Consider the following 26,957-nt stretch of genomic DNA (forward strand, 5'->3'; position numbering starts at 1 on the left):
GTCCTGTCCGGAGGCGCCGGTATTCTCTGCGGCGATGGATCTTTGCGGCTCTGTCACTTAGTTCTTTTCTCCTGCCGGGATGGGCGGTTGGTGGGTACCCGGCTTCATTGCGCGGATGGATGTATGCAGCGTTTCGGTGAGCTTGGCCAGGGAGCCGCTGGCCAGCGATGCTTCCTCGTTGGTCCAGTCGGCAAGCATTTCCTGCAGCAGCGCTGAACGGCGGCGCATTTCTTCGGCCACCGCCCGGCTGCCGGCCGGGGTAAGACTGATTAGGTAGGCACGACCGTCCTCCGGATGGGGCCGGCGGCACACGTACCCCATGTCCACGAGTTCGGAAATGTGCCGGCTCAGTCCTGCTGCTCCGATTCCGAGCTTTTGCGCCAGTTCAGTGGCCCGAATCTCCGGCTGTTCGCCGATCAGCCGCAGCACCGCCTGCAAAGCGGTACCCGGGCCGCGCGGATCCGTACTGCGCTGGGCGACGCACCGAAGCTCCCGCTGCAGCCGGAACACTTCGGTAATGAGTTCTTCAGCGGTCTGCTGGTTTACTGCCACGAAACACCTGTCTGAAAGCATTTGTTGTTTGCCTCAGGCAACGATAGTTACAGTACTTGCCTGAGTCAACCAAATAAGCAAAATAGTTTCCGTGCACCAAGACACATGGCGCGTGGGCGAGCTTGGCAAGGCAACCTTGCACCCATGGACGGAGGCAAGGCCGCCTTGCCTGCGGGGCGGGCGGCTCATCCGGTCCCTGCACGGTGAACATGTGCTCCAGCAGGACAACCGGCCATGAGAGGTCAACCGCATCTCAGTGCTCTCCGCCCGTCCGATGCCCTCGGCCAGGGACGGCTGGCCGGCTGCGGCCACCCGATTCCCGGATTGCTTCTACATCCGCCGGCTGCAGGCGGACGGCCCGGAAAACTAGCGGGCAACACCGCTGGGAGGTTGCCGTCGCAGGGTTAGGCCGCCGGGATTACAGTGCCAGATGCGTGGGAGCAAACAGTCCAAGTGTTGCCTCCACCACCACCACGTTAGGGCCCTCAGCAGCCAGGGATTCTGCCAGCACCCGGCGAATTCCTCCGGCCCAGTCCGCCGCGCCGGTACGCCAAAGGACTCGGCCAGCTTGACGAAGTCCGGGCCGGCAAGTTCCGTAGCCGTTGCCTTGCCAAAGGCCTCGGCCATGTACTCCCGCAGGATCCCGTAACCGCCGTCATCGACAATCAGCCAGGTAACGGGCAGGTTGTGCTGCCGTGCGGTGGCCAGTTCGGCAATCGAATACATGGCTGACCCGTCACCGGAAACGGCCAGCACCCGCTCCCCCAGCCCGACGGCACCGCCGATAGCGCCGGGATAGCCATAACCCAGGCCGCCGGCGCCCTGCGCGGAATGGAACTGGCCGGATTTGGCGTCCCAGCAGCTCCAGGCCCAATAAGCGGAAATGGTCATGTCCCAGTAGGTCTGCATGCCGGCGGGGACGGCGGCGCGGATGTCCGCCATGAAAGCCCGTTCCATCCCAAGATCCTGGCCGTCCAGCCGGGCGGAGACCTTGCCAGGGTGGCGGCCACCACCTGCTCCGGGTTTGCCCGTGCCAGTCCGGCTCCTGCGGGGCGCGGCACCAAGGGCTTCAGCCAGCGCCCGGTCCAGGGCGGCGAGGGCCTGCCCGGCGTCGGCCCGGATGCCCAGGGCGGGCTGGTTGGACTCCAGCACCCGCGGTTCGGCGTCGATCTGGATGATCCGGCCGCGGGGCTTCAGGGTGAAGTAGTTGGAGGTGACTTCGCCCAGCGAGGATCCGATCACGAGCAGCACATCGGCATCTTCCAGGACCTCGGTGGTGTGGCGGTCCTCTATCCACGACTGCAGGGACAGCTCATGGTTCCAGGGGAAGGCGCCGTTGCCTCCGGGGGTGCAGATGACCGGCGCGCGCAGCTGCTCGGCGAGCGCCAGCAGGTCCTCCTCCGCCCCGCCGCGGCGTGTGCCGCCGCCGGCGATGACCGCAGGCCGTTCCGCGGCGGCGAGCCAGCGAACTGCTTCCTTGACCAGCTCGGTGCGGGGCGGGTTGTCAAAGGGTTCAGCCAGTGCATCTTCGACCGCCGGCACCATGGTTGGGTTCAGCAGGACGTTTTGCGGCACTTCCAACCACACCGGTCCCATCGGTGAGGAGATCGCCTCCGTCCACGCGTCCTGGATGGCCGACGGGATGCCGGACGCGTGCTGGATCAACCGCTGGCTCTTGGTGACGTTGGCCGCCGAGGCCTTCTGGTCATCCAGTTGGTGCAGCATTCCGCGGCGGCGTGCACCCAGGCCTTCGATGGGGATTTGGCTGGCCACCACCACCATCGGCACGCCCGTGGCGTAGGCCTCCTGCAGCCCGGACAACGCAGTCAGGGCGCCGGGGCCCGTGGAGAGGAACAGCACCCCCACGTGGCCGGTGGCACGGGAGAATCCGTCGGCCGCAAAGGCTGAGTTGTTTTCCACCCGTGAAGATACGAACCGCAGGTTGGAGCGGGAAAGCGCATCGAAGAGCCCCAGGGCATGCTGCCCGGGAATCCCGAACACGGTGGTGGCGCCGAGCGCTGACAGTGTTTCGATCACCAGGTCCCCGCCGTTGCGCACCGCGGCTCCGGCCTCCGGCATGGCTGCGGTGGCGGTTGCCTCGTCCCGGATGCTGTGCGCCGGCATTCCACCGGGTGACGCTTCGGGTCGGCCTGCCGCGCTCATTACGGCAGCCCCATCAGGGTGATCAGGTCATAGGCGACGTGGGAGGCGGCCACCGCGGTGATGTCGGCATGGTCGTATGCCGGGGCGACCTCAACGACGTCGGCACCCACCAGGTTCAGTCCGCGCATTCCGCGCAGGATCTCCAGCAGTTCGCGGCTGGTCATGCCGCCGGCTTCGGGGGTCCCGGTTCCCGGCGCGTGGGCCGGATCCAGGACATCGATGTCCACCGAGATGTACAGCGGCCGGTTGCCGATCCGGTCCCGGAGCTTGGCCACTACTTCGTCCACGCCCTGCCGGAACACGTCTGAGGATGTGACGATCCCGAAGCCAAAGCGCCGGTCGTCTTCCAGATCGCGCTTACCGTAGAGCGGTCCGCGGGTTCCGACATGGGAAATGGCCTCCGTGTCCAAAATGCCCTCCTCCACGGCCCGGCGGAACGGTGTGCCGTGCGTGTATTCGGCACCGAAGTAGCTGTCCCAGGTGTCTAAATGGGCATCAAAGTGCAGCATGGCCACGGGCTGCCCGGCCCGTTCGGCGGCGGCGCGCAGCAACGGAAGCGCGATCGTGTGATCTCCGCCCAAGGTGAGCAGTTTGGCGCCCGTCTTGGTAAGGTCCAGGGCATTTTCCTGGATGGTCTCGATGGCCTCGTTGATGTTAAAGGGGTTGACCGCCATGTCACCGGCGTCCGCGACCTGCAGGTTTTCGAACGGTGAGGCGTCCTGTGCCGGGTTGTACGGGCGCAGCAGGCGGGAGGCTTCACGCACGTGGTTGGCGCCGAAACGGGCCCCGGGGCGGAACGACACTCCTGTGTCGAAGGGAACCCCGACTACTGCCACATCCGCGTGCTGCACCTCGTCCAGGCGCGGAAGCCGTGCATAGGTGGCCGGGCCTGCGTAGCGGGGCACCAGCGCGGCATTGATGGGTCCGACGTTGCCGTTGGAGTGGATGCGCGGCGGATTCTGCATGGTGACTTCTCCAGTTCCGGTCCCGACGACGACCGGCGGAACCCGTGGCATCCGCGGCGCCGACTCGGCGGCACCCCGGACGCGTTGTCTTATAGGCATCAAGTGTTTCCCCTGAGGCTAAAGTGGAACCGGGGCTCAGGTCAAGACTAGGCTGTGACTATGGCGGCTCATCAGCACAGTGCGGACAATAACTACGACGTCGACGTCCTGATCGTGGGCGCGGGACCCACAGGGCTGGCCCTGGCGGCCCAATTGAGCAGTTTCGGCACAAGTTTCCGCATCATTGACCGGCAGATGGACCGCTCCGAACACTCCCGGGCGCTTGCACTGCAGCCTCGGACGCTCGAAGCGCTGCGGCCGTTCGGCGTGAGCGCCAGCCTGGCCGCAGCCGGCCACCCGGCACGCGGGCTTCACCTGCATCTGCCCGAGCAGACCATCCCTGTTGACCTCTCCGACGCCGGCATTGAAGACTCCGAATACCAGCACCTGCTCTTCCTCTCACAGGCCGAGACCGAGCGTGCCCTGGTTTCCTATCTGAGCGCCCGGGGAGTCCGGGTGGAACGCGGCACCGAACTGCAGGAGCTGGACCGGCTGGACCCCGAGGATCCGTTCGCCGGGATGGAAGCCAAAATTCAGCGCATGGACCGGGGCATCGAGCGCGTCCGAGCCCGCTATGTGGTCGGTGCCGACGGCGCGCACAGCACCGTACGCGCCAAGATGGGCATGGGCTGGCGCGGCAGCGGATATCCCGGCACCTATGTGCTGGCCGATGTCGAAGCCGCCGGCGCGGAACCGAACACCATCCATGCCTACCTCAACGACGACGGCTTCATGATGCTGTTCCCGCTTGGCAGCCCCGCCACCTGGCGGTTGATCGGCATGAAGGAACAGGGCGACACCTCGGAGGCGACCCTCGGATCGCTGCAGACGATGGCGGACAAGTTCACCGGCGGCGCTCTCCAGCTGAAGGATCCGCAGTGGATCAGCACCTTCAAGCTCTCCCACCAGATTGCCGAGTACTACCAGTTTGGTTCCGTCTTCCTCGCCGGCGATGCTGCGCACGTCCACTCCCCGTGGCCGCGCAGGGAATGAACACCGGGATCCAGGACGCCCTGAACCTGGGCTGGAAACTCGCCCTGGGTGCCCGCGGCCTGGCCTCGGACGAGCTGGTGGACAGCTACGACGCGGAACGGCGCCCCGTGGGGCAGGGCATCCTGCACTTCACCGACCGCGTCTTCAAGCTGGCGTCCAGCCGCAGCGGACTGCTGAAGCTGCCCCGCACCAAGCTCCTGCCGGCCATCGCACCAAAGGCGTCCGGCTCAAAGGCACTTCGCACCCGCCTGCTGCGGACGGTTTCCCAGCTGGACACCGCGTACCGCGGCAGCGACATGGTGGATACCGGCGCGGCCGGGCTGCCGGCCTTCCTGACCAGCGGCCCGAAGGCCGGAGACCGGCTGCCTGATGCCGTGGTCGTTGACCGCGGCAGGGAAATGCGCCTGCACGACATCCTCGCAACTCCGGGATTCCACGTCCTCCTGTGCGGGCGCGGCTGGCCCGCAGACACCCAGCTTCGGCTGCACGATGCCCTCGGACGCCTGTCACCGTGGCTGAGCGTGCAGCGGCTGAACGTGGGCAGCCGGCTGGCGGAAACAAGCCCGAACGAGATCTCCGACATCAGCGGACTGGCTTTCGAGCGCCTTGGCCTGAGCGTCCGCCGCCCGGAACTGCTGGTGGTCCGCCCGGACGGACACATTGGCTTCCGCTCCTCCGGCACCGACGTCGCCGGCGCCGTGGATTACCTGAACCGCATCACTACTTCGGCCGCGGTTCACCAACCGGCATAGTTTTCCGGCCTGGTTGACCTAGCTGGCCGAAGGGCTGACCAGGGTCCACAGGACCACGGCCTCTTCGGCGGTTGGGTTGTGCCATGAGTGCGCTTCCTGGCCGGGAAAGGTGACGGTATCGCCTTCCGCCAGCTCCATCGACCCTCCGGCGAAGATCAGGACAAAGCGGCCGCGTGCCACGTGAAGGACTTCAACATCGCAGTCCACCGAGTACAGCTCCGACTCCCCGGAGCCGCCGGGAGCAATGACGGCCCGGATCACCTGTACGCGGCGCTCCGTCCGGGGAGTGACCAGCCGCTCGGTGATTCCCGTCCCGCCCAGGTTCACTGAGGGGGCATCAACCCACCGGGTAAGTTCAGTGGCCGGCGCCGTGAAGAGATCTCCGATCGAGATGGACAGGACCTGGCAGAGCGTCAGCAGTGACGCCACCGACGGCGAGGTCAGGTCGCGCTCCACTCGGCTCAGGAAACCTTTGGTCAGTCCGGTGGCCGCGGCCACCTGCTCAATGGTCATCCGGCGTGCCTGCCGTGCCAGCCGGATCCTGGGGCCAATGGCCACCGGAGCGTTGGAGGGCTCTACAGGCAAGGCCTTCATGACGAAATTGTCCTCTCAGTGCGGCTTTACAGCCGCGAAGTCGAAAATAACCTTTTCAGAGCATATCCAGCGCCGCCAAAAAACGGTTGCGGAGACAGTAACCATTGACGGTGGCACCCCGCTGAATTAGCCTACGGGAAAACAATTGTTTACTTGTGGGCACACAACCCGCATCCGGCAACGGCAGGATTCTCATGGAACACGTCAATACCGTCATTGTGGTGGCCTACCTGGTGGCGATGCTTGCCTTTGGCTGGTGGGGCAAGTCCCGCACCAGGAATGTCAGTGACTATCTGGTGGCGGGCAGACGGCTCGGACCCCTCTTTTACACCGGCACCATGGCCGCGGTGGTGCTCGGCGGGGCGTCCACCGTGGGCGGCGTCGGGCTCGGCTACACGTACGGCATCTCGGGCATGTGGCTGGTGGTGGCGATCGGAGCCGGTGTGCTGCTCTTAAGCCTGCTGTTTGCGTCCACCCTTCAGAAGCTGAAAATCTACACCGTTTCGCAAATGTTGACGCTGCGCTACGGTACCCGTTCCACCCAGGCTTCATCCATCGTCATGCTGGCCTACACACTAATGTTGTGCGCGACGTCGACCGGCGCCTACGCCACCATCTTCGTGGTCCTCTTCGGCTGGGAACGCTGGGCGGCGATCGCCGTGGGCGGCGCCGTCGTCCTGGTTTACTCAACCATCGGCGGCATGTGGTCGATCACCCTGGCGGACATGGTTCAGTTCATCATCAAGACCATCGGCGTTTTTGCCCTGATGCTGCCCTTCACCTTCAACGCAGCCGGCGGTTTGGACGGCATCCGTGAGCGGGTGGGCACTGAGTTCTTCAGCATCACCGGCATCGGGGCGCAGAGCATCATCACCTACTTCGTGGTGTACACACTCGGGCTGCTGATCGGCCAGGACATCTGGCAGCGCGTCTTCACGGCTCGAACTCCGCTGATCGCCCGCTGGGGCGGCACCGCAGCGGGCATTTACTGCATCCTGTACGGCGTCGCCGGCGCGCTGATCGGCATGGCTGCGGCCGTGGTGCTGCCGAACGTGGCGTCCAAGGACGACGTCTACGCCGACGTTGCCATCAGCATTCTTCCCGTGGGACTTGGCGGCCTCGTCCTGGCTGCGGCCGTGGCGGCCATGATGTCCACCGCATCCGGTGCACTGATCGCCGCAGCAACCGTGGCCCGCACCGACGTCGTACCCTTTGTGGCCGGCTGGTTCCGGGAACGCAGCGCTGCCGGCCGGGAAAACACCTCCGGACAGGACACCGCGGAAAATCCGGAGCACGCCGTGGCCCAGAACCGGGCCTGGGTCCTGGGGCTGGGGCTGGTCGCCATTGGCCTGGCCATCGCGGTGCAGGACGTGGTGGCTGCCCTGACGATCTCCTACGACATCCTGGTGGGCGGTTTGCTGGTGAGTATCCTCGGCGGGCTCGTTTGGAAGCGCGGCACCGGATTTGGGGCCGCATTCTCGATGGCCGCCGGCACCGCGGTGACGCTGGGAACCATGGCCTTCCTGGAACTTACCGCCGAACAGCAGTACGACGGGATCTACGCCAACGAGCCCATCTACTTCGGACTGCTGGCCTCGGCCGCGGCCTACGTCATCGGCTCGCTGCTCACCCCCCGCACCGACGCCGCCGTGATGCTGGCCTGGGAAGACCGAGTCGCCGGCCGCGGCACCGACACCGATACCGTGCCGGCTCCCGTGAGCTGAGGCCTCAGGCCCTGTCTGCGTCAGCGGTGTCGCTGGCTTCCGATTCTTCCGGTTCGGGGAGTTCGGCAACCTCCTCGGCATCGCCGTCGTCCTCTCCAATCCACACTTTGATGATGGCCCAGGACACGGCCGCGATGGGAACCGAGAGGATTGCGCCGATGATGCCGGCCAGGATTGTTCCGGCGGTCAGGGCCAGCAGGATCACCAGGGCGTGGATGCTCAGCGTGCGGCCCATCACCACCGGCTGCAGGAAGTTCCCTTCCAGCTGGTTGACCGCGATGATCACGATCACGACGATCAGCGCAACGAGCGGGCCGCTGGCGACCAGCGCGATCAGGGCGGCGAGGACGCCGGCAGCCGTGGCGCCCACCAGCGGAATGAACGAACCGACAAAAACAATCACTGACAGCGGCAGCGCCAGCGGAACCTGCAGGATAAACAGGGCGGCGCCGATGCAGATGGAATCCACCGCGGCCACAATCGCGGTTCCGCGTACGTACCCGCCGAGGACCTCCATGGCCCGGGCACCCGACAGACGCGCCTTTTCCCGGTTCTCTCCATGGAACCAGCGCAGGAAGAACGCCCAGATTTTGTCGCCGTCCTTGAGGAAGTAAAACAGCACCACTGCCATCAGGATGAAGCCGGTCACGAAGTTCGTCGCGGCTCCGATTCCGGCGAGGGCGCCGCTGCCGGCGGTGGAGCTGGTTGCGAAGTCGATGACAGCGTCGCGGGCATCCTCGAAGGTTTCGGTGTCGATCGGGATCGGGCCTTCCTGGACCAGGGTGGAGAGGGCCGTAAACCCCTCCACCGCCTGGTCCACCAGCGAACTCCACTCGCTGCGGATGGCAAAGACAATGCCGGTAATGAGGCCGGAGAAGGCGCCGAGCAGCAGCAGGAAGGACACACCCGTGGCCAGCGCGCTGGGCCACCCTCGCGCCGCAGCCAGTTCACGAACGGGGCAATGGCGGCCGCCAGGATCAGCGCCAGCAGTACGGGGATCACCACCAGGGTAATCTGCCGCAGTCCGTAAACGGTCAGGCTGACCAGAATCAGCACCAAAAGGATCTGCGCGGCCCGCTGAGCGGTTCGGCCCAGCGGGCCGCTCCAGTACCGCCGGGGAGTTTCCATAGCCGGCGTGCGCTGTTCGGGTAACGGTGTGCTGGACATAGCCTGGTCTTCCTGTTGGCGGAACCGGTCTGGAGCTTGGCGTACTTACTGAGGCAGCGGGCGCAGCTTAGGGTTTGTCCCCGGGGCAGCGGCTTCAATCCGGCTGCCGGGGCCGGCGGGATCGGGAGCCGTGAGCTGATCGCGGACATGCCGGCGCATGACCTTGCCGATGAGGGAGCGCGGCAGGTCCGGGATCTGCACAATCCGGCGCGGGACCTTGTAGGCAGCCAGTTCGTTGCGGACATAGGTTCGGACGGCCTCGGCATCGAAGTGTGCATCCTGCTTCAGCACTACCGCGGCCACCACGTCTTCGCCGCCGCCCGCCTTCCCGATGCCGACGACGGCGGCGTCGGCAATGCTCTCGTGGCGCTTCAGCGCTTCCTCCACTTCCGACGGCGATACGTTGAAGCCGCCGGTGATGATCAGTTCCTTGATCCGGTCCTGGATCGTGACGAAGTGGTCGTCATCAACAGTGACGATGTCACCGGTCCGGAACCATCCGCCGTCGAGCAGCGCCGCCTGAGTTTCCGCCGGCTTGTTCCAATATCCCTGGAACACCTGGGGGCCGCGGATCAGCAGCTCACCCTGCTCGCCGTGGGGACGGTCCACTGTGGGGTCTTCCGGATCCACCACGCGGATGTCGGTCAGCGGGAACGGAACACCGACGGTTCCGGGCTTGCGGGTGGGCCCCATGGGATTGCCCAGGGCAACCGGCGAGGTTTCCGTCAGCCCGTATCCCTCGATCAGGTAGCCACCGGTTGCTTCCTCCCACGCGCTGACCGTGGCGACGGGGAGGTTCATGGCTCCGGAAATCGCGAACCGGACGCCCTTCAACGAAACGCCCTGTTCCTTGGCGCCTTGAACAATGCGGTCGTAAATCGGCGGAACGGCCGGCAGGAAGGTGGGCGGGGTCTTCTTGGCGGCTTTGAGGACCATATCCGGATCAAACTTGGGGAACAATACCAGTTTGGCGCCCAGACTCATCGCGAAGGTCAGGCACAACGTCAGCCCGTAGGCGTGGAACATCGGCAGCACCGCGTAGAAGGTTTCCTTGCCCGGGCGCAGCCCCGGAACCCAGGCCCGGCCCTGCGCCGCGTTGGCCATCAGGTTCGCATGGGTGAGCATGGCGCCCTTCGGCATGCCCGTGGTGCCGCTGGTGTACTGGATGACGGCGAGGTCGGCAGCCTCGGGGCGGGGTGCCGGCGCCGCAGGGGCCGGTTGTCCAGCAGCTTCTTCCAGGGCAGCACGGAACGGAGACCGCTGCGGGGAGCCTTGGCAACGGTCAGGGCGCTGCGGGCCCTGCGGGCTGCCGGCACGGGCAGCTTCAGGGCTATTCGGTTGCCCAGCGGCATGCTGTCCACCAGGTTGACCGAAATGATGCTGCGCACCGGAATGTCGGCCGGCATCGCCTGCACCCGCTCCACTGCCTTGTCCCACACGATGGCCACGGTGGCCCCGTGATCCTCAAACAGGTGCCGCAGCTCCCGGTCGGTGTACAGCGGATTGTGTTCCACCACGACGGCGCCCAGCCGCAGTGCCGCGTAGAAAGCCACAATGTGCTGGGGGCAGTTCGGCAGCACCAGGGCAACCCGGTCGCCTTTTTTCACGCCGAGCTTCCGAAGTCCGGTGGCCGCGCGGCGGATTTGTTCGCCAAGGCTCTGGTAGCTGGTGACCGCTCCGAAGAACTGCAGTGCCGGCTTGGACCCGAACCTCCGCACCGACTCCTCCACCATGTCCACCAGGGATCCCTCGGGCAGGCGCAGATCTGCAGGAACGCCTTCACCGTAATGGCGGGTCCAGGGGCGTGGCTGCTCGGTCGGATCTGAGAAGGCTGAAGTACTCACGACCTCGACTTTAGCCGCTGCCCGGGGCGCCTCATGCCGCGCCCTGCCGGTTTCCGTACCAAAGCTGGCTCCTGCTGGTTGCATTTTGTCTTCCTCGGGATTCACCCTGATCTCCGCTACACTGTTAGCTCGAAGGGGAGTAGCTCCGGCCCTCCCGCAGAAACAATCTTAGTGAACGCCCACGGCGCGCACGGTTACCTGCGGAGACGGCCGAGGTCTGTCGACATACTGGCCGCCGCTGTGTGGCCCGGCATTCCACCCGAATGTGCACAGTGCACGGGCGAGCGAGACCTTCGGTCAGTTTCGCCACCAGCTGACCGGAGCACCCCTCAGCCGCTCCGGTTTTTCCCCAGGAGCATTGTGAACCCCCACCCCGCAGACGCGTTTCCCGAACGTCCGCACCCGTCGTCGTCCGATCTGAAGCGCTGGCGGCAGTACCTTGCCGATGAACGCGCCGAAGCCGACACCTACCGCTACCTGGCCGAACGCCGCAGCGGGGAGGAACGCGACATCCTCCTCGCCCTGGCGGAAGCGGAAGGGCGCCACGAAGCCCATTGGCGGGAGCTGCTGGGTGACGACGCGAACCGGCGGACCAAAGCGTCCCTGCGGAACCGGCTGCTGGGATTCCTGGCGCGCCGCTTCGGTTCGGTCTTCGTCCTGGCCCTCGCCCAGCGCGCCGAGGGCCGTTCCCCCTATGCCAGCGACCCGAACGCCACCAATGCCATGGCCGCGGACGAGCAGATCCACGAGGAAGTGGTGCGCGGCCTTGCGACCAGGGGCAGGACCAGGCTCTCCGGCAACTTCAGGGCAGCCGTTTTCGGCGCGAACGACGGTCTCGTTTCAAACCTCGCCCTGATCATGGGCATCGGTGCCACCGGGGTGTCCAGCGGATTCATCCTGTTCAGCGGCCTGGCCGGCCTGCTGGCCGGGGCGCTGTCCATGGGTGCCGGCGAATATGTATCGGTGCGTTCCCAGCGGGAACTGCTGGAGGCCTCCCGCCCCACACAGATCACGCTGGATGCGGCAAAGTCCCTGGACATCGATGCCAACGAACTGGTCCTGGTCTACCGGGCGCGCGGCATGTCCCGGGAGGCCGCCGAGCACCGTGCCGCCGAACGCATGGGACTGTACAGCTGCGACTGCGACCCCAGTTTCTCCCTCAACCCCGAGGCCACGGTCGATGGAGATGACGAGCATGAAAGTGTGGGCACCGGGCTCGGCGCCGCAGTTTCCAGCTTCTGCTTCTTCGCGTCCGGCGCGATCATCCCCGTCCTGCCCTACATTTTCGGATTCACCGGGCTGACTGCCGTCATCATTTCCTGCGTCCTGGTGAGTCTGGCACTGCTGATGACCGGCGCCGTCGTCGGCCTCCTCTCCGGCGCTTCGCCGTTGAAGCGCGGGGTGCGGCAGCTGGCTATCGGGCTGGGTGCCGCAGCTGCCACCTATGTCCTGGGATTGCTGTTCGGCACCGGCGTCGCCTAGGCGCGGCACCGGCGGGTTGCACTTTCGTCCGACCCGGACAACGATGCGGAGGAACCGCGACTACTTCCGTGAGGACCTTCCATGACCATCCTTTCTCCTGTCCTGCCGCTGCGCAGCGGCGCATTGATCCCGCAAATCGGTCTGGGCACCTGGCCGATGGACGACGACGAGGCAGCCCGCGCCGTCGACGCCGCCGTCAGCCTCGGTTACCGCCATTTCGACACAGCGGAAAATTACCGCAATGAAAAAGGGGTCGGTGAAGGGCTGCGGCGCAGCGGCCTGGACCGGGAGCAGGCCTTTATCACCACCAAGTTCAACAAGGAATGGCACAGCTTTGACGGCGTTCGGCGGGCTGCGGACGCCGCCCTGCAGCGGCTGGGCACCGATTACATCGACCTGCTGCTGATCCACTGGCCCAATCCCGGACTGAACCGCTACGTTGATGCGTTCCGGGGCATGCGGGTGCTCCAGGATGAGGGCCTGGTCCGTGCCGTCGGAGTATCCAATTTCAAACCCGCGCATCTGCAGCAGCTGGCCGACGCCGGTTTGGTTCCGGAGGTAAACCAGGTCCAGCTGGATCCGTACCGGCCTCGCCTCGGGGTTCGGGAAACACACTCCCGTCTTGGCATCGTGACCGAGGCCTGGAGCCCGCTGGGCCCAGGCAGCGGGCTTTTGACCGACCCCCGCATTACGGCTCTCGCCGAAAAATACGGCAAGACTCCGGCGCAGATTGTGCTCCGCTGGGACGTCCAGTCCGGCCTGGTTGCTATTCCCAAGTCCGTTCATCCGCAGCGCTTGGCGGAGAACCTGGACGTGGTCGACTTCGTGTTGGACGCGTCGGACCTGCAGACCCTGGACGGCATGGAGACCGATGCCCCGGTTTCGGATTCGGATGTCTTCGGCCACTAGCAGTCTCCGGCTTGTCCACAGGCTCAGCACTTCGGTATGTCCGTTTCCCGGACTCGGTTAGATTGAGCGCACCGCCGGCAAGGGAAGGGAGAAGCGATGGTTGCGTACGACATCGACACCGCCGCTGTGATGGACGCGGTCCGGAAGACGCAGGCAGAGCTCAGGGTTCTGTCCGCTGTTCCCGCCGGCCTGCAGCGCAGCGCCGACGCCGTGGAGACCGCCCTTGGTGCCGGCCGCGTGGCCCGCGTCTTCACCGCTTTCAGCGCGGGGGAACTTCTGCCGGATCTGCGGTCGCTCCTGGCCCGCGCCGAAGGTGCAGCGCTGGGCGTCACGGAGGCGGTCACCGAGTATTTGCGCGCCGACGAAGAAATGAGGTCCCGGGCCGAAGCTGCCGCGGCCGCCGTTCCTGACGCAGCCGGAAAACGGCCGGACGCAGCCCCGCCGCCCGCAGTTCTTCCCGTCGTCCCGCCGGCGCGGCGGGCTCCCGCGGAGTGGCTGTTTCGTCCGGCACTTCCGGGGCGGCCGCCCATCATCGTTGCCCGTGACCTGATGCTGCGGCTGTATTTCCCATGCCCGGGGAGCCCGCCGCGCCCCGGCGGCTGGTTTCCCCGGTGGCCCCGCCCGGGCTGCCCGCCCCACGGCTGGTTTCCACGGTGGCCGGAGCCGGCCTATCCTCCCGGCAGCCGGCTTCCCTGGCTGCCGGGTCCGGCCTATCCTCCCGGCTGTTGGTTTCCCCGGTGGCCGGAGCCGGGTATCCCGCCCCGCGGCAGGTTCCCCTGGTGGCCGGCCAAGCCTCTTCCGGGCCTGTTCCCGGATCCGGGGTACGTTCATCACTGGCCGCTGGAGGTCAAGCCGCTGCCCTTGGCCGTACCCCTGATTGGATATGAAACCCTTCCCGGAGGAAACTCCGGCGGAAAGTGGGGCATGACGTGAGCGCGTCCATCGATCTAAGCGGCACAGCCCGTCTGCCTGCCGCGCCGGAACTCCTCAAAGCCGCTGCAGCGCTCCGAAAGCACACTTCCGACGCCGGTGAAACCATGCAGCTGGCCCATTCCGCCTGGTCCTTCCTGGCCGGGGCTTATACGGCCCCTGAACAGCAGCAGGTGCACCGCGCGATGGACAGGCCGCGGCATGACGGACAAGCCCTCGCCGCCGCGGGTTCCCGTGCGGCGGAAGCCCTCGAGACATTCGCCGCCGCCGTCGAAGGCATCCGCCGGCAGTGCCTGGAGCTGCAGGACGATATGGAACAACTGCAGGAGAGGGAGCAGCCCGTCGCCGGTGGAGGTGTCCAGCCGGCAGGGATGGTTACTCCCTAACCCTTGCCGGGCAGCTTTTGCAGACGCGCGCCAATCAGCTGGCCCGGGACCTGACGGCCGCCGAAGACCACTGCATCCGTGCTCTTGAAAAGCTGGCGGGCATGTCTGTTTCACCACGTTAACGCCCGTTTAGCTGCCCCGCGTCGCCCGGGAACGTCCTTTTTCCGGCGCTCCGCCGGGCCTTCGGGGCGCTGCCGGAGCCTTTCCTAATTTGACTTGCCCGGGTAAGCGGGAAACTCTAATAGAGACTACGCACCACGATTTACCAGGTACGGAAGAAACGCAAAAGAGGGGCAGCGTCGCTTTCTTCACCCGGTAGAGCCAAGCCCGCAGACGAATTCTCCTGCGAATCCGGGGCCGGCCCTCTCTTCTGAAGCTGCCCGATGACTCCTGCGGGAACCGGGCATATCTTCCGTTAACACAAGGAAGGCCTATGGCTAACATGACTGAGCCCGTCCCCTCACCGGGGCCGGGGCCGGAAGGACGCGCCGGAGCAATCCGCCGCGGCTCGGATACGGAAACAGCGGCATCGCAGAACTACGTCCACGGGGCCGGTGAGCCTGACAGCGATCCGGACCAGGAGCTCCTGGCGCAGCTCCGGGAGACCGAGCGCGCGCACGAGACCGCCCGCAGCAGGGAGATCCCCGCCAAGCTGGACAAGGTGCTCTTCGGAGTCACCGGTGTCCTGGCCATTGCCTTCATTCTGTGGGGCTTCTACGGCCGGGACTCGCTGGCCACGAGCTCGCAGACGGCGCTGGACTGGGTCATGAAGAACACCGGGTGGCTGTTTGTCCTGCTGGCCTCCTTCTTTGTGGTTTACGTCCTGTGGCTCGCTCTCGGACGGTTCGGCAGAATTCCGCTGGGCAAGGACGACGAGGAGCCCGAGTACAGCACGCTGTCCTGGATTTCCATGATGTTCGCCTCCGGCATGGGCATCGGCCTGATGTTCTACGGCGTGGCCGAGCCTCTGTTCCACTACGTCTCACCTCCCCGGGAGCGTTGACGGCGAAACCCCGGAAGCGGTGCGGACGGCGATGGCCACCTCGGTCTTCCATTGGGGCCTTCATCCCTGGGCCATGTACGCCATCGTCGGTATCGCAATGGCATACGGCAGCTACCGGCTGGGCCGCAAACAGCTCATTTCCTCCGCCTTCACCTCCCTCTTCGGCAGGGCGCGCGTGGATGGTCCGCTGGGCAAGGTCCTGAACATTTTCGCCATTTTCGCGACACTGTTCGGCACCGCAGCCTCGCTCGGCCTGGGCGCCCTGCAAATCGGCAGCGGCCTGGAATCGACCGGCGCCATCGGCGCTGTCGGCACCAGCGTCCTGGTGGGCATTGTTGCAGTCCTCACCGCACTCTTCGTCGCGTCGGCCATGTCCGGGATCTCCCGGGGCATTCAGTGGCTCTCCAATATCAACATGGGTCTTGCCCTGGTGCTGGCGATCATCGTCTTTATCGCAGGACCCACTCTGTTTATCCTCAACGTCATCCCCTCCGCCATTGCGGAGTACGCCGGCAACATGGCGGAAATGGCTTCACGGACCGAGGCCGTCGGGGACGAAGGCATGCGTGACTGGCTCTCCGGCTGGACCATCTTCTACTGGGCCTGGTGGCTCTCCTGGACGCCGTTCGTGGGAATGTTCATCGCCCGGATCAGCCGGGGCCGCACCATCCGGCAGTTCGTGACCGGTGTCCTGCTGGTCCCCTTCACGGTGACCATTCTCTGGTTCTCCATCTTCGGCGGCGCCGCCATCGGCACGGCGCAGAGCGCTTCAACGGGCGAAGCTGACGCGCTGGTGGCTGCTGCCGGCTCGGACGCGGCGCTCTTCGAGCTCTTCGCCCTGCTGCCTCTGCCCAACTTGATCGCGGCGGTTGTCGGGATCCTCGCAATGGTCCTGATCGGCATCTTCTTTGTCACCGGAGCCGATTCCGCCTCCATCGTCATGGCGTCGCTGAGCTCCAACGGATCCGAAAAGCCGGCGCGCGGCGTCGTCATTTTCTGGGGTGTGCTGACCGGCGCCGTGGCAGCGGTGATGCTTCTGGCCGGAGGGAACGACCCCTCTGCGGCACTGGATGCGCTGCAGCGGATCACCATCGTGGCAGCTTTGCCGTTTGCCCTCGTGATGCTGCTGATGACGGTAGCGCTGGCACGGGATCTGGCCAGGGATCCGCTGGCCCTGCGCCGGCAGCTCGCCAAGTCGGTGGTGGAGCGTGCCATCGCCGCCGGCGTGGACGAACACGGAGGGTCAACCTTCGACCTCGCCACGCAGGAACACGACACGTCGGCGCACGACGTCCTGGCTCCCGCTCCGGTTCCGGCCCGTCCGGCCCCCTCGCCGAAAGCCGTGAACGACGGCGGGTCGCTGCCGCCGCGCGGCTAACCGAAGGGACCGCGGGAGCAGCCGCTCCGGGCCCGCGTAAAACAGGGCCTGCTGCCGTTTTCATCGGCAGCAGGCCCCTGTTTTTTTGTCCGGCCGTGATGTACGGGATAGGGCCCCGAAACCGGATCCTACTTGGCTCCTGCTGCCTTCAGCTCGGTTTCCAGCTGTTCAAGGGACTTGCCCTGCGTCTCCGGCATGAAACGGCGCACGAACAGGATGGCGCACAGGCCCAGGGCCACGAAGATAAAGAACGTACTGGAGATCCCCAGCCCTGCCATCAGCATGGGGAACGAGAAGCCGACGGCGAAGTTGGCCATCCACTGCACGAACACCGACAGCCCCATGCCCAGGCCCCGGACCCGCAGCGGGAAGATCTCCGCGATCATCAGCCAGGTCACCGGCGAAATGGATCCCTGCTGGAACGCCAGGAACAGTACGGTCAGGGACAGCACCACAAACCCGCGGGCAGTTCCTTCGGCCATGGTCATCGATGCAATGCCGATGAGCAGCAGCGTGGTTGACGTCCCGATCAGCCCGGTGATGAGCATCGGCCGCCGGCCCACCTTTCCAAGCAGCCAAATGCCCAGAATGGCAGCCGCCACGCTTACTACGCCGTTGGCAATGTTGGCGGTCAGCGCAGCCTCGGTGCCGAACCCGGCGTCGGCCAGGATCTGCGTGCCGTAGTACACGATCGCGTTCACGCCCGTGATCTGCTGGACCACCGACATCCCCATGCCAATCAGCAGCACCCGGAACAACCAGGGCTCGGCGAAGTCCTTTAACGACCCCCGGCGGGTGGTTTCGTGGCTTGCCAGGGCGCGGACGCCGTCGTATTCGGACTGAGCGTCCTCTGAGCTGCGGATTTTCTGCAGCACCGCCATCATTTGCGGGTAGCGGCCCTGCGCCGCGAGCCACCGCGGACTCTCCGGCACAAATTTCATGCCAATCCACAGGGCGATGGCGGGCAGCGACGCCACGGCCAGCATCCAGCGCCAAACATGGTTCTCCTCGCCCCACACATTGCCGATCACGGCATTGGTGGTGAAGGCCGCCAGCTGGCCGGTGACGATCATCAGCTGGTCCCGGGTCACCATCTGCCCGCGGCGGTCCGCCGGTGCGATCTCGGAGAGGAACATGGGTACGACGGCGGACGCCCCGCCCACTGCGAGGCCGAGGACTACGCGTGCAGCGACCATCAGACCGACGGAGGGAGCCACCGCGGTGCCCAGCGCGCCGGCCAGAAAGACCATGGCCAGCACCATCAGCAGCCGGCGCCGCTCGAAGCGGTCGGCGAGCTGGCCCGCCAGGACCGCGCCGAAGGCCGCTCCGAACAGCAGGCTGGATGTGATCAGGCCTTCGGTGAACGGTGTCAGCCCCAGGTCATCCTGCATGAAGGGCAGCGCTCCATTAATGACTCCGGTGTCATAACCGAACAGGAACCCGCCCAAAGTGGCGATCCAGGAGGCGCGGCCCAGGGCGCCGCGGTGGCGGCTGCCTCCCTGTTTCGCAGCCCCTCCGGGGGAAAGAAGTGCGGACATCTGGTGTCTTTCTGCTTATATCCAAGCGCACAAAACCCCCGTCGGCCGGACTCCGGTCGACGGGGGCTGTGTGCGTGTGTGTACTAGAGGGCTGCGTAAACTTCGCGCAGCAGGGTGGCGGTCTCGGACGGCGTTTTGCCGACCTTCACGCCGGCAGCCTCGAGGGCTTCCTTCTTGGCCTGTGCGGTTCCTGCGGAACCGGAGACGATGGCGCCTGCGTGGCCCATGGTCTTGCCTTCGGGAGCGGTGAAGCCTGCAACGTAGCCGACAACGGGCTTGGTGACGTTGGCCTTGATGAACTCGGCGGCACGCTCTTCAGCGTCCCCGCCGATTTCGCCGATCATGACGATGGCCTTGGTCTCGGGGTCAGCTTCGAACGCAGCCAGGGCGTCGATGTGCGTGGTGCCGATGACAGGGTCGCCGCCGATGCCGATTGCGGTGGAGAAGCCCAGGTCCCGCAGTTCGTACATCATCTGGTAGGTCAGGGTGCCGGACTTGGAGACCAGGCCGATCGGGCCCTTGCCGGTGATGTTGTTCGGGGTGATGCCCACCAGCGCCTCACCCGGCGTGATGATGCCCGGGCAGTTCGGCCCGATGATGCGGGTGACCTGGTTGCCGTCAGCATCAACCTTGGACTGGGCGTGGGCCCAGAACTCGGCGGAGTCCTGCACGGGGACACCTTCGGTGATGACGACGACGAGGCCGATGCCGGCGTCGATCGCTTCCATGACGGCGTCCTTGGTGAAGGCCGGCGGCACGAAGACGATGGAAACATCGGCGCTGGTCTTGTCAATGGCCTCGGTGACGGTGCCGAAGACGGGCAGTTCCACGTCGCCGTGGGTGACCGTGGTACCGGCCTTGCGGGCGTTAACGCCGCCGACAACCTGGGTTCCGGCCTTGAGCATCAGGGCGGTGTGCTTGGTTCCTTCGCCGCCGGTGATGCCCTGAACGATGACCTTGGAGTCCTTGTTCAAAAAGATAGACATAAGGGGATTCTCTTTCTAAAAGGTTCGACAGGCTGGGGTCAGCGAGCGGCGTAAGCGAGCTCGGCAGCCTTGTCGGCGCCTTCGTCCATGGTGGTGGCCAGCGTGACCAGCGGGTGGTTGGCGTCGGCCAGGATGCGGCGGCCTTCTTCGACGTTGTTGCCGTCAAGGCGGACGACCAGCGGCTTGTTGGCTTCGTCGCCGAGGATTTCCAGGGCCTTGACAATGCCGTTGGCCACTGCGTCACAGGCGGTGATGCCGCCGAAAACGTTCACGAACACGGAGCGAACCTGCTCGTCATTGAGAATGACGTCCAGGCCGGCAGCCATGACGGACGCGGAAGCTCCGCCGCCGATGTCCAGGAAGTTGGCCGGCTTGACGTTGCCGTGCTTCTCGCCGGCGTAGGCGACGACGTCGAGCGTGGACATGACCAAACCCGCACCGTTGCCGATGATGCCGACCTGGCCGTCAAGCTTGACGTAGTTGAGGTCGTTGGCCTTGGCCTTGGCCTCCAGCGGATCGGCGGCGTCCTTGTCTTCCAGGGCGGCGTGGCCGGGCTGGCGGAAGTCGGCGTTCTCGTCCAGGGAGACCTTGCCGTCGAGGGCCAGGATCTCGCCGTTGCCGGTCTTGACCAGCGGGTTGACCTCAACGAGGGTGGCGTCTTCCTTGACGAAGACGTCCCACAGCTTGAGGATCGCGTTGATGACGCCTTCGCGCAGTTCGGGAGCAAACCCGGCGGCGTCAACGATTTCTTCGGCCTTGGCGGAGTCGATGCCGACGGCGGGATCAACGGCAACGCGGGCCAGGGCGTCGGGGCGCTCGACGGCGAGGACCTCGATTTCCATGCCGCCTTCCACCGAGCACATGGCCAGGTAGTTGCGGTTGGCGCGGTCCAGAAGAACGGAGAAGTAGAACTCCTCGGCAATGTCTGCGCCCTGGGCGATCATCACGGTGTTGACGGTATGGCCCTTGATGTCCATGCCGAGGATGTCCGAAGCGTAGGAGAACGCCTCGTCAGCGGTCTTTGCGACCTTGACGCCGCCGGCCTTGCCTCGGCCACCGACCTTGACCTGTGCTTTGACGACAACTACGCCGCCAATCTTCTCGGCTGCAGCTTTGGCTTCTTCAGGAGTGTGCGCCACGATTCCGGCAAGCACGGGTACACCGTGCGCCTCAAACATATCGCGCGCCTGATATTCAAACAGGTCCACGGGCTAGTGTCCTTCTACGTCGAAGTAGGTTTACATTCGATCAGATGATCGCCGAAGCAGATGCGTCATGCCGGTCTGCCCCACTGGAACTTTAGTCGCTCGGCATCCAACGCCGCCCCCAGACTACCTCTTTAGTGATTAAGCGCACAGTTCTATGGTTTGTAGAATTTGAGGCGCGTGGGTTATGACGGGGACGGCGCGGGCGGGCGTCAGGACTCCTTGGTCAGCGGGGCGTAGCGCAGCAGCAGGCGCTTCTCGCCGGCGTCGAACTTTACCTTTGCCACCGTTTTGTCCCCCGCACCCTCCACGGCCAGCACGGTCCCGGAGCCAAAGGTGGTGTGGTTGACCTTGTCTCCCACGCCAACCGAAATGACCTCTTTCTGCGGCTGCACCCGGCCGATGGCTTTGGACACGGGAGCTGCGGAAATGCTGCCTCCGGTGCCGGAGACCGAGGGTGCCCCGGCGCCCCAGGATGATCCGCCGTAACGGCTGGAGCCGGAGCCGGAGCTGCCGCCCCAGGTGGGCCGGTCCATGCCCTCGCGCTTCCAGTCGATCAGTTCCCCCGGAATCTCGCCGACAAACTGGCTGGCCGGGTTGTACTGGCTCTGCCCCCACATGCTGCGCACTTCCGAGCGCGTGATGTACAGGCGCTTCCGGGCCCGGGTCAGGCCCACATAGGCGAGGCGGCGCTCCTCGGCCAGTTCGGCCGGATCCGTGGCGGAACGCTGGTGCGGGAACAGTCCCTGCTCCATGCCGGTGAGGAAGACCACCGGGAACTCCAGGCCCTTGGCGGTGTGCAGCGTCATCAGGGTGACCACGCCCTGGCGGCGGGATTCCTCGACGGCGGCGGCCACTTCCTCGGCGGAGCCTTCCGGGGCGTCGGGAATGGAATCGGCATCGGCCACGAGCGACACCTGTTCGAGGAATTCCCCCAGCGATCCCTCCGGGTTCTCCTTTTCATATTCGCGGACCACTGCCACGAGCTCCGCGAGGTTCTCCACCCGCGACTCGTCCTGCGGATCCGCGGAGGACCGCAGCTGGGCCAGGTAGCCGGTTTGTTCCAGCACCGCTTCGAGGGCGGCGGCGGCACCGGAGCCGCTGGCCACTTCCGAGAGGTCATCGATGAGCTTGACGAAACCGTTGACCGCATTCAGGGAGCGCGTTGCGAGCCCGGGGGCTTCTCCGGCCCGCCGCAGGGCAGCCATGAAGGAAATTCGTTCCCGTTCCGCCAGGGCCGCCACCGAATATTCGGCCCGGTCACCGATGCCGCGCTTGGGTTCATTCAGGATCCGGCGCAGGTTCACGACGTCGTCGGAGTTCACCAGGACCCGCAGGTAGGCGAGTGCGTCCTTGATTTCCTTGCGCTCGTAAAACCGGGTGCCGCCCACCACCTTGTACGGCAGCCCCACCCGGACGAGGACGTCTTCAAGGGAGCGGGACTGGGCGTTGGTGCGGTAGAACACGGCGACATCGCCCGGGCGCAGGTTTTCCTCGTCCTGCAGGCGGTCGATTTCCTCCGCGATGAACCGTGCTTCTTCATGCTCGTTTTCACCCACATAGCCGGTGATTTTCTCGCCGCTGCCCTCGGCCGTCCACAGACGCTTCTCGGGCCGGTTGGGATTGCGGGAAATCACCGCGTTGGCCGCATTCAGGATGTTCTGGGTGGACCGGTAGTTCTGCTCCAGCAGGATGGTCCGCGCCGAGGGATAGTCCTTCTCGAAATCCACGATGTTGCGCACATCGGCTCCGCGGAAGGCGTAAATGGACTGGTCGGAGTCACCCACCACCGTCAGTTCGGCCGGCGGAATGTCGAGGGCGCTGCCCTCCCCGGGCACGCCCACCAGTTCCCGCACCAGGGCGTACTGGGCGTGGTTGGTGTCCTGGTACTCGTCCACCAGGATGTGGCGGAAGCGGCGCCGGTAGTACTCGGCAACCCCCGGGAAGGCGCGGAACATGTACACCGTCTGCGCAATCAGGTCGTCAAAGTCCATGGCGTTGGCCGAGCGCATGCGCTCCGTGTAGCCCTTGTACACTTCCGCGACGGCCTGCTCGAACGGGTCGGCGAGGTTGGCGGAAGCGGCGAAGGACTCATCGTCGATCAGCTCGTTCTTCAGCGCGGAGATCTTGTGCATGATCATTTTGGGCGTAAAGCGCTTGGGATCCAGGTCCAGGCCCTTGGCCACCAGCGTGATCAGCCGCAGCGAATCGGCGGAGTCGTAAATCGAGAAGTTCGAGTTCATGCCCACCGTTTTGGCTTCCCGGCGCAGGATCCGCACGCAGGAGGAGTGGAAGGTGGAGATCCACATGGTTTTGGCGACGCCGCCCACCAGCGCCTCAATCCGTTCGCGCATTTCCGCGGCGGCCTTGTTCGTGAAGGTGATTGCCAGGATCTGCCCGGGATTGGAGCGCCCGGTGGCCATCAGGTACGCGATCCGGTGGCTCAGCACCCGGGTTTTTCCGGACCCCGCCCCGGCGACGATGAGCAGCGGCGAGCCGCCGTGCTTGACGGCCTCCTCCTGCTGCGGGTTCAGCCCCTGGAGCAGGTCCGCCGCCCGCTGCTCATCCACGCGGGGCACTGCCCCCGGGCGCTCGGCGGGACGGCCGGTTTCCGCCTCGCCGTCGCCCGCCCCGGCGTCGCCGGCCCGGGCAGGGTCCGTTTTGGTGGCTGAAAAGTACGGATCAAAAAGATAGTCCATGGTGTTCTTAAGTCTAGGTGCTGCCGCCGACCTTTTCCGGCGGGTCCACACCCCCGAAGCTAGGCGGAGGCCAGGGCGCCGCTGATTTCGCGTACAGCGGCGGCCGGGCCGGCGATGTGCCAGCGGAAACCCCGCACCACGACGACGGCGGTGCTGCCGCCGGCGGCACGCACAATGGCCTTGCCAGGCAGCCAGTCCCATTCCGGGCAGCTGTGCTGGAACCAGGCGCCCAGCCGGCCGGAGGCGACTCCGCCCAGATCGCAGGAGCCCGACCCCAGCATGCGGATCGTGGCAGTCCGGGCAGCGGCGGCAGTCCAGGGGCCGGCTACTTCCGGGCGCAGCAGCCAGGTGGGGTGCAGATAGGTGCCGGCACTCAGCCGGTCCAGGGGCGCATCCTCCAGCAGGGGAAGCGGCTCACCGTTCAGGGTTGCCGGATGATCCTCCCCGCCGAGCCACAGCCGGTCTTCCTGGGGTTGGTAGACCGCTCCCAGCAGGACCTCGGCGTCCCCCTCCGGCGATTCGGGTTCGTCGGCCTTCAGGGCAAGGGCCGAACACCAGTAGGTGGACCCGGCAAAGAAGTTGTAGGTGCCGTCCACCGGGTCGATAACCCAGGACCGGCCGGAGGTGCCGGTGACGCTGGCGCCTTCCTCCCCCACGATCCCGTCGTCGGGCCGCAGCCTGCGGAGCCTGTCCACCACCAGCTTCTCCGCGGCATGGTCGGCAGCAGTCACGACGTCGGACACCGTGGTTTTGGCAGTGGCCGTCAGCCCCTGCGAGCGCATGCGCAGGGCCAGCGCCCCGGCGTCGCGCACCAGCTCTGCGGCAAGAAAAAAGTCATCCTTTGTGGCGTGAACACTCATCGGGCCAGCCTATCGGGCCAAAGTTGCCCCGGGGCATGAACGGCGGCCCAAAGTTGCCCCCGCGTACGGCGATACTGTTAGGTATGGGAAAAACTCCGGCACAGCGGGCGGCGAAGCACGGCGGGAAGGCTGTCCTGCCCCCGCGCTTAGCTAACCAAACCGTGCAGCGCTCACCGCAGCAGGCCAAGAACAATGCGAACCTGATCCTGATAGCAGCGGTGGCCACCACGCTGTTTATGTTCTTCTACCTGCACCTGCTGGTGCTCAACCAAATGACCCAGCTTGCCGACGGCATGTCCATGCCTGATTCCCTGGTTGGCGGTTACAGCATGGAGTACCTGAACGATCTGCGCTCCGTCATGGACGAGGATGCTTTGGGCCAGCTCAGCTACGTGCACAAGACCGCAGGGACGATTTTCCCGCTCATGTTCGGCTTCACCTGGCTGCTGATCATCGGGCTGAACGCCCGCGGCAGGATGCGGCGCTGGGTGCTGTGGGCGGCACCGATCCTGTTCGTCATCGTTGACCTGTGGGAGAACGTCGCCATTGATGCCGCCCTGGGAGCGGAGACTCTGAGCAGCGGAGATGCGGCACTGGCCAGCGTGCTGACGGTAGCCCGCTGGGTGCTGTTCGCCCTGAGCCTGGCGGCGGCTGTCGTGGCCGTGTTCGGCAGGCGCCGGCCCGCTCCCCCGGCTCCGTAGCCGCCCTAGGCGCAGAGACCCCCGGGCACAGGGGCCGTGGAATAAACCCAGGAACTGGAACCCAACAGGAGAGGTCCCGCCCGGAATCTTCCGGGCGGGACCTCTCCTGTTTGACACTCCGCAGCTGAACCGCTGCGCCGCGCCTGCTGCTGCGCGTTCGGTTACTGCGTGTTAGCGCGGTGCGCACCGGCCGGTGCCGACTCCAGGGCCGGGCCCGGGTCGCTGCCCGGCTGCGCCTCGTGCCGGCCGCCGGTCCCGCTCTTGCCTGCCGGCTTGGACGGCCACCAGAACTTCTCGCCCAGGGTGAAGGCCAGGGCCGGAACAATCACTGTCCGGACCACCAGGGTGTCCAGCAGGACACCGATGGCGACGGTGATGCCCACCTGGGTCAGCGTGACCAGGGGCAGCACGCCGAGGACGGCGAACACGGCGGCCAGCAGGATGCCGGCGCTGGTGATAACGCCGCCGGTGGAGCGCAGCGCGCTGAGCATGCCCTGCTTGGTGCCCATGGTCATGGCGTTCTCCCGTGCCCGGGTGGTCAGGAAGATGTTGTAATCCACACCCAGGGCTACCAGGAAGATGAACGAGTACAGCAGCGTGAGGGTGTCCAGTGCGGGGAAGCCCAGGACGTTCACGAACAGGAACCAGCTGATGCCGGTGCTCGCAACAAACGTCAGGAGCACCGAGGCCACCAGCAGCACCGGAGCCACGAGGCTGCGCAGCAGCACCACGAGGACCAGGAACACCAGGATGATCACGGAAGTCACCACCAGGTTGAGGTCATGCTGGTTCGCCGCGAGCTGGTCCACCCGTTCCGCTGCTTCGCCGCCTACCAGGGCACCGTACTCCGGGGTGGCCGCCAGATCGGTGCGCAGTTCCTCGATGAAGGTGTTTGCTTCGTCAGTACCCGGTTCGTAGCTGTCGATCACGTCAATGCGGGTGAGCCCGTCATGCTCGGAGGCCGCTTCGGCTCCGGACACGCTCTCCAGCGTTGAGAGCTCCTCGATGGCGGCGTCGGCGCTGTCGGAGTTCACCAGCACGATCACCGGCGAGGAGGATCCTGCCGGGAATCCTTCGGCCAGGGTTTCGGCGGCCGTGACGGCCTGCGGCTTTTCGGTGAACTGCTCGTTTTCGCTCAGGCCGATCTGCACGTTGAAGAGCAGCCCGCCGGCGGCCAGCAGGACGACGACGGCGGCGCCGGCAATCCGTTTGGGTGCGCGGGCCGTGGCCTCGCCGAGCCTGCCCCAGAACTTGCCCTCGCGGGCCGGGTCGCCAACCTTGGGCACAAACGGCCAAAAGAGTTTGCGTCCAAACAGCACCAGGGCGGCCGGCAGGATAAAGAGGGCGCTGAGGATGGCCAGGACAATCCCGGTGGCGGCAGAGAACCCCAGGCCGCGGTAGCTCATGGTGTCGGTGAAGAGCAGCACGAGCAGGGCCAGGATGACGGTGCCGCCGGAGGCGATGATGGCTTCCCTGGTCCGGCGGAGCGCCTTGCCCATGGCCGCGTACTTGGACTCATGGATGCGGAGCTCTTCCCGGTAGCGCGCGATCAGCAGGAGGGCGTAGTTGGTGGCGGCGCCGAAGACCAGCACGCTGGTAATGCCGACGGCGGAGGGGTCCACGTCGATGCCCACCACCGGTGCCAGCAGGTCAACGACCTTCAGGGCTGCCTGTTCGATGGTTGCCACCACAGCCAGCGGCACCAGCCACAGCCACGGCGACCGGTAGGTAATGAGCAGCAGCAGCGCCACGACGCCGGCCGTGACGGTGAGCAGAACAAAATTGGCACCGGAGAAGACTCCGGCCAGGTCTGCGCTAAAGGCGGCTCCGCCGGTCAGTTGTGCGGTGAGTCCGTCAGGAGCAGCCTCGGATATTCCCCCGCGCAGGCTTTCCACCTCCGCGGAGACGGCATCGCCGTCGTCGGCTGCCGCCTGCAGGGTAACCGGAACCAGGCCAACCTGCTTGTTCTCGGACACGATTGGGGGCACCTGCGGCGGGGGGCCCCTCAGCCCCAAGCTCTGCGGCCG

The 26,957-nt window shown here is 65.8% G+C and carries 18 protein-coding genes and 3 pseudogenes; 9 read left to right on the top strand and 12 right to left on the bottom strand.

Annotated elements, in window-relative coordinates:
* Nucleotides 1-57 precede the first annotated feature (57 nt).
* The 3 genes and pseudogenes from OL239_RS17545 to speB form a co-directional block, all read right to left on the bottom strand.
* Nucleotides 58-552 carry a MarR family winged helix-turn-helix transcriptional regulator gene (locus tag OL239_RS17545; protein ID WP_268909969.1) on the bottom strand — a complete coding sequence of 165 codons (495 nt, stop codon included), beginning with the start codon at nucleotides 550-552 and terminating at the stop codon, nucleotides 58-60.
* 418 nt (nucleotides 553-970) lie between these two features.
* Nucleotides 971-2,631: pseudogene (locus tag OL239_RS17550) on the bottom strand (thiamine pyrophosphate-binding protein).
* 83 nt (nucleotides 2,632-2,714) lie between these two features.
* A complete protein-coding gene (gene speB / locus OL239_RS17555) occupies nucleotides 2,715-3,680 on the bottom strand; it encodes an agmatinase (RefSeq protein ID WP_268909970.1) in 966 nt (321 codons plus the stop codon).
* Nucleotides 3,681-3,839: 159 nt separating this feature from the next.
* Between speB and OL239_RS17560 the strand changes: the two are divergent.
* Nucleotides 3,840-5,524 (top strand): annotated as a pseudogene (locus tag OL239_RS17560) (FAD-dependent monooxygenase).
* Nucleotides 5,525-5,542: 18 nt separating this feature from the next.
* On the opposite strand, the gene OL239_RS17565 reads toward OL239_RS17560, so the two are convergent.
* Entirely contained in the window at nucleotides 5,543-6,118 is a 576-nt protein-coding gene (locus OL239_RS17565; protein ID WP_268909971.1) for a helix-turn-helix domain-containing protein, read from the bottom strand.
* Nucleotides 6,119-6,312: 194 nt separating this feature from the next.
* Between OL239_RS17565 and OL239_RS17570 the strand changes: the two genes are divergently transcribed.
* Nucleotides 6,313-7,842: a sodium:solute symporter gene (locus OL239_RS17570; protein ID WP_268909972.1), complete on the top strand. Its 1,530-nt coding sequence runs from the start codon at nucleotides 6,313-6,315 to the stop codon at nucleotides 7,840-7,842.
* Between the two features lie 4 nt (nucleotides 7,843-7,846).
* Here OL239_RS17570 and OL239_RS17575 read toward each other — a convergent pair whose 3' ends face one another.
* Both OL239_RS17575 and OL239_RS17580 read right to left on the bottom strand, forming a co-directional pair.
* The gene (locus tag OL239_RS17575; protein WP_329609285.1) at nucleotides 7,847-8,746 is read right to left on the bottom strand and encodes an AI-2E family transporter; all 900 of its coding nucleotides are present in this window, start codon (nucleotides 8,744-8,746) and stop codon (nucleotides 7,847-7,849) included.
* A gap of 308 nt (nucleotides 8,747-9,054) precedes the next feature.
* Nucleotides 9,055-10,937 (bottom strand): annotated as a pseudogene (locus tag OL239_RS17580) (long-chain-fatty-acid--CoA ligase).
* 276 nt (nucleotides 10,938-11,213) lie between these two features.
* Here OL239_RS17580 and OL239_RS17585 point away from each other — a divergent pair.
* The 6 genes from OL239_RS17585 to OL239_RS17605 all read left to right on the top strand — a co-directional run bounded on the left by OL239_RS17585 (nucleotide 11,214) and on the right by OL239_RS17605 (nucleotide 16,941).
* The gene (locus OL239_RS17585; RefSeq protein ID WP_268909973.1) at nucleotides 11,214-12,335 is read left to right on the top strand and encodes a VIT1/CCC1 transporter family protein; all 1,122 of its coding nucleotides are present in this window, start codon (nucleotides 11,214-11,216) and stop codon (nucleotides 12,333-12,335) included.
* An 81-nt stretch (nucleotides 12,336-12,416) separates the two neighbouring features.
* Entirely contained in the window at nucleotides 12,417-13,244 is an 828-nt protein-coding gene (locus OL239_RS17590; RefSeq protein WP_268909974.1) for an aldo/keto reductase, read from the top strand.
* Between the two features lie 96 nt (nucleotides 13,245-13,340).
* On the top strand, nucleotides 13,341-14,177 hold the full coding sequence (locus tag OL239_RS17595; RefSeq protein ID WP_268909975.1) for a DUF6507 family protein: 837 nt from the start codon (nucleotides 13,341-13,343) through the stop codon (nucleotides 14,175-14,177).
* Nucleotides 14,174-14,560, top strand: coding sequence for a hypothetical protein (locus tag OL239_RS17600; protein WP_268909976.1), 387 nt, complete (start codon nucleotides 14,174-14,176; stop codon nucleotides 14,558-14,560). Before OL239_RS17595 ends, OL239_RS17600 begins: the two co-directional genes overlap by 4 nt.
* Before the next feature lie 433 nt (nucleotides 14,561-14,993).
* Nucleotides 14,994-15,563: a BCCT family transporter gene (locus tag OL239_RS20345; RefSeq protein ID WP_442864172.1), complete on the top strand. Its 570-nt coding sequence runs from the start codon at nucleotides 14,994-14,996 to the stop codon at nucleotides 15,561-15,563.
* 31 nt (nucleotides 15,564-15,594) lie between these two features.
* Nucleotides 15,595-16,941: a BCCT family transporter gene (locus OL239_RS17605; RefSeq protein ID WP_442864173.1), complete on the top strand. Its 1,347-nt coding sequence runs from the start codon at nucleotides 15,595-15,597 to the stop codon at nucleotides 16,939-16,941.
* Between the two features lie 128 nt (nucleotides 16,942-17,069).
* On the opposite strand, the gene OL239_RS17610 is transcribed toward OL239_RS17605, so the two are convergent.
* From OL239_RS17610 to OL239_RS17630, 5 genes are all read right to left on the bottom strand, one after another.
* The gene (locus OL239_RS17610; protein WP_268909977.1) at nucleotides 17,070-18,479 is read right to left on the bottom strand and encodes a sugar porter family MFS transporter; all 1,410 of its coding nucleotides are present in this window, start codon (nucleotides 18,477-18,479) and stop codon (nucleotides 17,070-17,072) included.
* 83 nt (nucleotides 18,480-18,562) lie between these two features.
* Entirely contained in the window at nucleotides 18,563-19,465 is a 903-nt protein-coding gene (gene sucD / locus OL239_RS17615; protein ID WP_268909978.1) for a succinate--CoA ligase subunit alpha, read from the bottom strand.
* A 38-nt stretch (nucleotides 19,466-19,503) separates the two neighbouring features.
* The gene (gene sucC, locus OL239_RS17620) at nucleotides 19,504-20,673 is read right to left on the bottom strand and encodes an ADP-forming succinate--CoA ligase subunit beta (protein ID WP_268909979.1); all 1,170 of its coding nucleotides are present in this window, start codon (nucleotides 20,671-20,673) and stop codon (nucleotides 19,504-19,506) included.
* 209 nt (nucleotides 20,674-20,882) lie between these two features.
* Nucleotides 20,883-23,369, bottom strand: coding sequence for a DNA helicase PcrA (gene pcrA / locus OL239_RS17625; protein ID WP_268909980.1), 2,487 nt, complete (start codon nucleotides 23,367-23,369; stop codon nucleotides 20,883-20,885).
* A 59-nt stretch (nucleotides 23,370-23,428) separates the two neighbouring features.
* The gene (locus OL239_RS17630) at nucleotides 23,429-24,229 is read right to left on the bottom strand and encodes an inositol monophosphatase family protein (protein WP_268909981.1); all 801 of its coding nucleotides are present in this window, start codon (nucleotides 24,227-24,229) and stop codon (nucleotides 23,429-23,431) included.
* 83 nt (nucleotides 24,230-24,312) lie between these two features.
* Here OL239_RS17630 and OL239_RS17635 point away from each other — a divergent pair, with 83 nt between their 5' ends.
* On the top strand, nucleotides 24,313-24,930 hold the full coding sequence (locus OL239_RS17635; RefSeq protein ID WP_268909982.1) for a hypothetical protein: 618 nt from the start codon (nucleotides 24,313-24,315) through the stop codon (nucleotides 24,928-24,930).
* Nucleotides 24,931-25,091: 161 nt separating this feature from the next.
* Here the strand turns inward: OL239_RS17635 and OL239_RS17640 are convergent, their stop codons facing one another.
* Complete coding sequence (locus tag OL239_RS17640; RefSeq protein ID WP_268909983.1) at nucleotides 25,092-26,906, bottom strand: MMPL family transporter; 1,815 nt, start codon at nucleotides 26,904-26,906, stop codon at nucleotides 25,092-25,094.
* Nucleotides 26,907-26,957: the final 51 nt, after the last annotated feature.

Origin of the sequence: Arthrobacter sp. ATA002 (assembly GCF_026898095.1) — a bacterium.
Classification (GTDB): Bacteria; Actinomycetota; Actinomycetes; order Actinomycetales; family Micrococcaceae; genus Arthrobacter_B.